The sequence below is a fragment of the Aeromonas sp. s8 genome (genome assembly GCF_040907785.1).
Lineage (GTDB): Bacteria > Pseudomonadota > Gammaproteobacteria > Enterobacterales > Aeromonadaceae > Aeromonas > Aeromonas veronii.
On the sequence record NZ_JBFOCL010000018.1, the window covers coordinates 30,828 to 39,119 of the forward strand.

6 protein-coding genes are annotated in these 8,292 nt (G+C 59.1%); 1 reads left to right on the top strand and 5 read right to left on the bottom strand.

Features of this window, described 5'->3' with window-relative positions:
- Positions 1–28: 28 nt before the first annotated feature.
- From add to glnA, 5 genes are all read right to left on the bottom strand, one after another.
- Positions 29–1,030, bottom strand: coding sequence for an adenosine deaminase (add, locus tag AB5Y86_RS06530; protein WP_213390139.1), 1,002 nt, complete (start codon positions 1,028–1,030; stop codon positions 29–31).
- A 141-nt stretch (positions 1,031–1,171) separates the two neighbouring features.
- Complete coding sequence (gene glnG, locus AB5Y86_RS06535; RefSeq protein WP_005339666.1) at positions 1,172–2,590, bottom strand: nitrogen regulation protein NR(I); 1,419 nt, start codon at positions 2,588–2,590, stop codon at positions 1,172–1,174.
- A gap of 9 nt (positions 2,591–2,599) precedes the next feature.
- The gene (gene glnL / locus AB5Y86_RS06540) at positions 2,600–3,655 is read right to left on the bottom strand and encodes a nitrogen regulation protein NR(II) (RefSeq protein ID WP_005341973.1); all 1,056 of its coding nucleotides are present in this window, start codon (positions 3,653–3,655) and stop codon (positions 2,600–2,602) included.
- A gap of 86 nt (positions 3,656–3,741) precedes the next feature.
- Positions 3,742–4,320 carry a DUF4124 domain-containing protein gene (locus AB5Y86_RS06545; RefSeq protein WP_368192439.1) on the bottom strand — a complete coding sequence of 193 codons (579 nt, stop codon included), beginning with the start codon at positions 4,318–4,320 and terminating at the stop codon, positions 3,742–3,744.
- 115 nt (positions 4,321–4,435) lie between these two features.
- Positions 4,436–5,845, bottom strand: a complete 1,410-nt coding sequence (glnA, locus tag AB5Y86_RS06550) for a glutamate--ammonia ligase (RefSeq protein WP_005339672.1) — start codon at positions 5,843–5,845, stop codon at positions 4,436–4,438.
- Positions 5,846–6,196: 351 nt separating this feature from the next.
- On the opposite strand from glnA, the gene typA reads away from it, so the two are divergent.
- On the top strand, positions 6,197–8,008 hold the full coding sequence (gene typA / locus AB5Y86_RS06555; RefSeq protein WP_005339679.1) for a translational GTPase TypA: 1,812 nt from the start codon (positions 6,197–6,199) through the stop codon (positions 8,006–8,008).
- Positions 8,009–8,292: the final 284 nt, after the last annotated feature.

The window sequence follows — 8,292 nt, forward strand, 5'->3', positions numbered from 1 at the left end:
CCGTTTTTATTTGCAGTGCCGGTGTGGATCAGCGGCTGGCGGCGCGGGCGCTCAGTTCGGCTTTCTCGCTATCGCTCAGGAAGGCCAGGGTCAGGCCGTTCTGCTGGGCGGTGCGGATCTCGCTCGCCGTCATGCCAGCGGCCGGAGCGGCCACCTCATATTCGTGGGGCAGGTCGATCCCTTCCACTGCCGGATCGTCGGTGTTGAGGCAGGCCAGCACACCGGCGGCAAGGAACTGGCGGATCGGGTGCTCGGTCAGGCTCGCTACCGTGGTGGTCTGGACGTTGGAGGTGAGACAGGATTCGATGCCGATGCGGTGTTCGGCCAGATAGGTCATCAGGGCCGGATCCTGAATCGCTTTGACGCCGTGGCCGATGCGCTCGGCGCCCAGCTCGCGAATGGCCTGCCACATGCTCTCGGGGCCAGCGGCTTCACCGGCGTGTACGGTGACGCGCATGCCTGCATCGCGCACCTTGCGAAAGTGATCGGTAAAGAGGGTACCCGGGAAGCCCAGCTCGTCACCGGCCAGATCGATGGCGACCAGCTTGTCGCGGTGAGCCAGACAGGCGGCCAGCTCCTGATTGCACTGCTCGGTGCCGAAGGTGCGGCTCATGATGCCGATCAGGTTGGTCTTGATACCGAAATCGCGGCTGCCCGCGGCCACGCCGTCGATGATGGCTTCCACCACGCCCTGCGGGTGCAGCTTGTGGGCCATTGCCATATAGGCCGGGCTGAAGCGCAGCTCGGCATAGTCGATACCGGCGCGCAGCAGATCTTCCACGTTCTCGTAGGCGACCCGGCGGCAGGCGTCATAGTCAGCCAGCACGGCCACGCCCCAATCCAGCTTCTTCAAAAAGGCAACCAGACTCGGCTCGTTCTCGACGATCTGCACGTGGGGACGCAGCGCTTCCAGCTCGAAGGCGGGCAGCTGGATATTGTGTTGGCGACCCAGCTCGAGGATGGTTTGCGGGCGGATGTTGCCGTCCAGATGGCGGTGCAGGTCGGTCAGGGGGATAGATCTGTCAATCATGGGGGCGCCCTCGTCGAGTCAGGTTTGAAAGCCTGCCATTCTAGGCGGGGCTTTCAAAAAAGATACCCCGTTTATGGTTAAACGGGGTTCTGGCGGACGGTGATTTGTCAGGGCGTGATGGGAATCGTTTTTCCCAGGGACTCAGGAGAGATCGAGTTCCTTCAGCTTGCGGGTGAGGGTGTTGCGACCCCAGCCAAGCAGGCGCGCTGCTTCCTGTTTGTGGCCGTGGGTGTGTTCCAGCGCCGTCTCCAGCATGATCCGCTCGAACTGGGGCATGGCATCGGCCAGGATGTCTGTCTCTCCCAGCGCCAGCTTGCTGGCCACCCACTCCTGCAACTGTTGCTGCCAGCAACCGGGCAACGCCGGTTGACCCGGTTCGGCGTTGTGGGTGATGGGGGTGAGCAGCTCGGCAGGCAGGTCGCCGACCAGCACTTCCTGACCGGATGCCATCACGGTGAGCCAGCGACAGACGTTCTCCAGCTGGCGCACGTTGCCCGGCCAGGGCAGGCGGCTGATATAGGCCTGGGTATCGGGGTGCAGGCTCTTGGCCTCGACGTTCAGCTCTTTGGCTGCGCGCAGCAGGAAGTGACGGGCCAGCTGGGGGATATCCTCACGGCGCTCCTTGAGGGCGGGGATGTGGATGCGGATGACGTTGAGACGGTGGAACAGGTCTTCCCGAAACTCGCCATCGGCGACCCGTTTCTCCAGATTCTGGTGGGTGGCTGCGATGATCCGTACATCCACCTGCACCGGCTGGTGGCCGCCGACCCGGTAGAACTGGCCATCGGCCAAGACCCGCAGCAGCCGGGTCTGCACATCCAGCGGCATGTCACCGATCTCGTCGAGAAACAGGGTGCCGCCGTCGGCCTGCTCGAAGCGGCCGTGGCGGATGTTGTTGGCGCCGGTGAAAGCCCCCTTCTCGTGACCGAACAGCTCCGATTCGATGAGATCTTTCGGAATGGCAGCCATGTTGAGGGCGATAAAGTTCTTGTGGGCGCGCGGGCTGTGCTTGTGCAGGGCGTGGGCGACCAGCTCCTTGCCGGTACCGCTTTGACCGTTGATCAGCACCGAGATGCTGGAGCGTGACAGGCGACCGATGGCGCGGAACACCTCCTGCATCGCCGGTGCTTCACCGATGATCTCCGGGGTGGCGGTGGCCTCTTGCTGACGAGACTTGCGCTTGGTGCGCTGCTCCTTGAGGTGATTCTCGGCGCGGCGCACCAGGGTAACCGCTTCGTCGATGTCGAACGGTTTGGGCAGGTACTCGAAGGCGCCTCGCTGGTAGGCGTTGACCGCGCTGTCGAGATCCGAGTGGGCGGTCATGATGATGATGGGCAGATCGGCCTGACGGCGGTGGATCTGCTCCAGCAGGCTCAAACCATCGATGCCGGGCATCCGGATATCGGAGAGGATGACATCGGGCGAGCGCAGCTCAAGGGCGTGCAGCAGGGCTTCGCCATCGGCAAAGCTCTCGCAGTTGAAGCCTTCGCTGCCGAGAGTGCGCTCCAGCACCCAGCGGATAGAACTGTCGTCATCGACGATCCACACTTTGGCGGTCATGGGGTTCCCTTACTTGCGAAGCGGTAGAAAAATGGTGAATTCGGTGTGACCCGGCCAGCTGATGCAGTCAATCCGCCCTTTGTGCTGGTCGATCAGGTTCTGGGCGATGGAGAGGCCGAGCCCGGTTCCCCCCTCCTTGCCGGTGATCATGGGGTAGAACAGGGTGTCGCGAATGGCATCGGGAATGCCGGGGCCGTTGTCGATGATCTTGATCTCCGCTGCCAGCCGGTAACGCTGACCGTGGATGGTGATCTGGAACGCGGTGCGAGTCTTGATGCGGATAAGCCCGGTCTGATCCCCCAGCGCTTCGGCGGCGTTGCGCACTATGTTGAGAAACGCCTGCTGCAGCTGATCCGGCTCCATCTCGAATTCGGGGATGCTGGGATCGTAATCCCGTTCGATGCGCACCGTCGGTGGTAGCTCCAGCTCCACCAGTCGGCGTACCTGCTCCAGCACCGAATGGACATTGTGCATCTGGTGACGGCCGGGGCGCTGGGGGCCGAGCAGCCGATCGACCAGTACCCGCAGCCGATCGGCCTGTTCGATGATGATGCCGGTATATTCGCGCAGCGCCGGATCCGGCAGCTCTTTTTGCAGCAACTGGGCCGCGCCGCGCAGGCCGCCGAGGGGATTCTTGATTTCGTGGGCCAGCCCGCGCACCAGCTCCTTGGCCGCCAGCTGCTGGGCATGTTGCTGCTGCTCCTGACTGATCTTCTTCTGCTGGTCGATCTTGCGCAGCTCCACCACTAGCAGACGCTGTTCGTGGTCGGCCATCGGGGTGGCGCTCAGCTCCACCAGTCGCGGTTCTCCTTCCACCACCAGGGTCACTTCGCTGTCGGTAAAGCCTTGCCCTGACACGAGGCACTGCTTGAGCCGCTGCAAATCGAGGGAGATATGTTCCAGCAGATGGGGCAGTTCGATGCCGATCAGCCTGCGTTCACTGAGGGAGAGCAGCTGTTCAGCCGCCGGGTTGACGAACTGGATGCAGAGCCGCTCATCCATCAGGATCACGGCGGTCAGCAAATTATCCAAGAGTGTTTTGGCGTTGTCCGAGCGGGTTGGCACAGGTTTCTCCCTAAAACGGTGCTACACACCTGTTATGCACCGATATGGTGCATAGAGTTTACCCGCATCGGTGCGCTATATCACCCCTAGTCGGCTTTGGGGGTGGGTTTGGGAGCCGGCGTCACGCTCGCTCTATGCAGGTAAAAGGTGACTGCACTGGATTTAGCAAGGATCGTACCGTCTTTGGCAAGCAGCTCGAGCTGAGCTTCGTGGGCGCCGCGATCGACGTTTTCGACGCGGACAGAGAGACTGTTGCTGACGATGGGAGCGGCTTTGCCATCCAGGGTCAGGCGCACATCATACTGGGTCGGAGGTTTGGGGCTGATGGTGCCCTGAAAGACGATGTTGCCTGTGTTGTCGCGCAGGGTGCTGCCCTGTTCCGGGGAGAGCAGTTCGATGGTCAGCTTGGCCGCCTCTTTCTCTTTCTTGGCATCGACGCCGGTCAGGCTGTTGAAGTTATCCACCTGCACCGATCTGGGCGCGCTGCTGCCCAGCAGCGGGGCGACCCGCAGATCGACCTCTTTGGCGTTTTTGCCGGGTGGTGGCGCATCCGAATAGTGGGTGATGCCATTGCCATCGACCCAGGAGTAGACCTTGGCCGCGTCCGCAGCGAACGAGGTCAGCAACAGGAGGCCGATCACCCCTATGCCATGCTTGTTGTTCATCCATCTCTCCTTGACGGTATTTTGCTTAATCCTATCAGAGAAAAAACCCGCCAGATGGCGGGTTTTGTCACGATTAAGCAAGCTGACCAGATTTAAACGGCCAGGCTGCTGAGACTTAGACGGAGTAGTAGAGCTCAAACTCCAGCGGGTGCGGGGTCATGCGCACACGGTCAACATCCTGCTGTTTCAGTTCCAGATAGGAGTTGATGAAGTCATCGCTAAACACGCCGCCACGGGTCAGGAACTCGCGGTCAGCATCCAGAGCGGCCAGTGCTTCGTCCAGAGAACCGGCAACGGTCGGCACTTCTGCGGCTTCTTCTGGCGGCAGGTCATACAAGTTCTTGTCCATGGCATCGCCCGGATGGATCTTGTTGATGATACCGTCCAGACCGGCCATCAACTGGGCAGCGAAGGCCAGGTACGGGTTGGCAGCCGGATCCGGGAAGCGCACTTCGATACGACGGGCTTTCGGGCTCGGTACCACCGGGATACGGATGGAGGCAGAGCGGTTGCGGGCAGAGTAGGCCAGCATGACCGGGGCTTCATAACCCGGAACCAGACGCTTGTAGGAGTTGGTGGTCGGGTTGGCGAAGGCGTTGATGGCCTTGGCGTGCTTGATGATACCGCCGATGTAGTGCAGCGCCATCTCGGATAGACCGCCGTACAGGTCACCAGCGAACAGGTTGACGCCGTTCTTGGCCAGAGACTGGTGGCAGTGCATGCCGGAGCCGTTGTCACCGAACATGGGTTTCGGCATGAAGGTAACAGTCTTGTTGTAGGCGTGGGCCACGTTGTGGATCACGTACTTCAGTACCTGTACTTCGTCAGCTTTCAGCGTAAGAGTGTTGAAGCGGGTAGCGATCTCGTTCTGACCGGCAGTGGCCACTTCGTGGTGGTGAGCTTCAACGACCTGGCCCATCTCTTCCAGCACCAGACACATGGCGGCACGGATATCCTGGGAGGAGTCGACCGGTGCAACCGGGAAGTAACCGCCTTTCACGAACGGACGGTGACCCTTGTTGCCATGCTCATAGGCAGTGCCGGAGTTCCATGCGGCTTCTTCAGATTCGATTTTCACGAAGCTGTGGCCCATGGTGTTGGAGAAGGTGATGTTGTCGAACATGAAGAATTCCGGCTCCGGCCCGAACAGCACGGTGTCAGCGATGCCGCTGGACTTCAGGAAATCTTCTGCACGCTTGGCGATGGAGCGCGGATCGCGGTCGTAGCCCTGCATGGTGGCAGGCTCCAGCACGTCACAAACGATGTTCAGGGTGGTCTCTTCGGTGAACGGGTCCAGCTTGGCGGAGGCTGCGTCCGGCATCAGTACCATGTCGGATTCGTTGATGCCCTTCCAGCCGCCGATGGAGGAACCATCGAACATCTTGCCGTCTTCGAAGAAATCTTCATCAACCTGGTGAGCAGGGATGGATACATGCTGCTCTTTACCCTTGGTGTCGGTAAAGCGCAGATCAACAAACTTGACTTCGTGTTCCTGGATCAGGGCCAAAACGTTCTGGGCTGACATGCTAAGTAACCTCCGGTGTTAAAACTCTCTGGGTGAATGCGTCGTCGTATTCACATAAGCCAGTATCGTGCCAAGTTTGTGACAGCTTGATTTCAGGGCAATCTCGCTGAAGAGGCTCCCCAAAATCAGGCGATCTCGACTCGCGTTGCATCAATTTAGTGCGATGGTGGATCGTTTTGGTGCACTGTAATGGTGCGCGAAATACGGTCACTGCCCATCTAAGCAGGGTTTGTCAGAGAGGTCTATGATCCAGATCTGTTGTTATGCGCGAATGTACTGCAATTCTGCTAGGCAGATCACAAAGGCAAGAGTACAATTAGCGCCCAATTTTACCCGGTGATTGAGGCGAGAATGTTAGAGAATTTACGCAATATTGCGATTATTGCGCACGTTGACCACGGCAAAACGACTCTGGTTGATAAGCTGCTGCAGCAGTCCGGCACCCTGGACCGCTCCACGGAAGGCCAGGAACGGATCATGGACTCCAATGATCTGGAACGGGAACGTGGCATCACCATTCTCGCCAAGAACACTGCGATCCGCTGGAATGACTACCGCATCAACATCGTTGATACCCCGGGTCACGCCGACTTCGGTGGTGAAGTAGAGCGCGTACTGTCCATGGTTGACTCCGTGCTGCTGCTGGTTGACGCCGTTGACGGCCCGATGCCGCAAACCCGTTTCGTGACCCAGAAGGCGTTCGCTCAGGGTCTGAAGCCGATCGTGGTCATCAACAAGGTTGACCGTCCGGGTGCTCGTCCTGACTGGGTAATGGATCAGGTATTCGACCTGTTCGACAACCTGGGCGCGACTGATGAACAGCTGGATTTCAAAGTTGTTTACGCCTCTGCACTGAACGGTTGGGCCACCATGGATCAGGACGTCGAGTCCGAGAACATGGAGCCGCTGTTCCAGGCTATCGTTGACAACGTTGAAGCGCCGAAGGCTGATGCCGAAGGTGGTTTCCAGATGCAGATCTCCCAGCTGGACTACAACTCCTACGTGGGCGTTATCGGTATCGGCCGTATCACCCGTGGTCGCGTCAAGACCAACCAGCAAGTCACCATCGTTGGTGCTGACGGCAAGACTCGTAACGGTAAAGTCGGTCAGGTGCTGGGTTACCTGGGTCTGTCCCGTACTGAAGTTACCGACGCGCAAGCGGGTGACATCATCGCTATCACCGGTCTGGGCGAGCTGAAAATCTCCGACACCATCTGTGACAACGGTGCCGTTGAAGCCCTGCCGCCGCTCTCTGTTGACGAGCCGACCGTGAACATGACCTTCCAGGTCAACACCTCACCGTTCGCCGGTAAAGAGGGCAAGTTCGTGACCTCCCGTAACATTCTGGAGCGTCTGAACCAGGAGCTGGTCCACAACGTGGCTCTGCGTGTGGAAGAGACTGATGATCCGGACAAGTTCCGTGTATCCGGTCGTGGTGAACTGCACCTCTCCATCCTGATCGAAAACATGCGTCGCGAAGGTTACGAACTGGCTGTGTCCCGTCCGGAAGTAATCCTGCGTACCGTTGATGGCGTTCTGCAAGAACCGTTCGAAACCGTGACTGTGGACGTTGAAGAAGCGCACCAGGGTTCCGTGATGGAGCAACTGGGTCTGCGTAAGGGCGAAATGACCAACATGACTCCGGATGGCAAGGGTCGTGTCCGTCTGGACTTCATGATCCCGAGCCGTGGCCTGATCGGTTTCCAGACCGAGTTCATGACCATGACTTCCGGTACTGGTCTGCTGTACCACACCTTCGACCACTACGGTCCGCACAAGGGTGGCAGCATCGGCGAGCGCCAGAATGGCGTGCTGATCTCCAACGCTACCGGTAAGGCACTGACTTACGCCCTGTTCGGTCTGCAAGACCGTGGTCGTCTGTTCATCGGTCACGCGACCGAAGTGTACGAAGGCCAGGTGATCGGTATTCACTCCCGTTCCAACGACCTGACTGTTAACTGCCTGAAAGGCAAACAGCTGACCAACATGCGTGCCTCCGGTACCGACGAAGCTCAAGTGCTGACTCCGCCGATCCGCATGACTCTGGAACAGGCTCTCGAGTTCATCGATAACGACGAACTGGTAGAAGTGACTCCGAAGAACATCCGTATCCGCAAGAAATTGCTGACCGAGCTGGATCGCAAGCGCTCTGGCCGTGGTTAATGCCATGTGCTGAGTCTCGGCAGCCTTCGTGGCCGCTGACGGTTCACTGATAGACGGACCCAAACCTCTGGTTTGGGTCCGTTTTTTTATGCTTGTGATCCGCTCTGGCCATCCTGATGAGCCCGTTCAGACCATCAGCAATGGATGATGAGTGGGCTGATAAGCGGCGAACGAAAGTCGTGGGGATGGGTTGTCTAGTCCTGAAATAGGTTTACACATTTTCAACTAGCATTTCTCTACTCAGAACCCCCTATGCACCGCATCGGGGGTTCTGTATTTCAACG

Bases quoted from the DNA above. Each gene is read 5' to 3' on its own strand.
- glnA (WP_005339672.1), bottom strand. From the start codon at position 5,845: ATGTCAGCCCAGAACGTTTTGGCCCTGATCCAGGAACACGAAGTCAAG.
- typA (WP_005339679.1), top strand. From the start codon at position 6,197: ATGTTAGAGAATTTACGCAATATTGCGATTATTGCGCACGTTGACCAC.
- glnG (WP_005339666.1), bottom strand. From the start codon at position 2,590: ATGACCGCCAAAGTGTGGATCGTCGATGACGACAGTTCTATCCGCTGG.
- AB5Y86_RS06545 (WP_368192439.1), bottom strand. From the start codon at position 4,320: ATGAACAACAAGCATGGCATAGGGGTGATCGGCCTCCTGTTGCTGACC.
- add (WP_213390139.1), bottom strand. From the start codon at position 1,030: ATGATTGACAGATCTATCCCCCTGACCGACCTGCACCGCCATCTGGAC.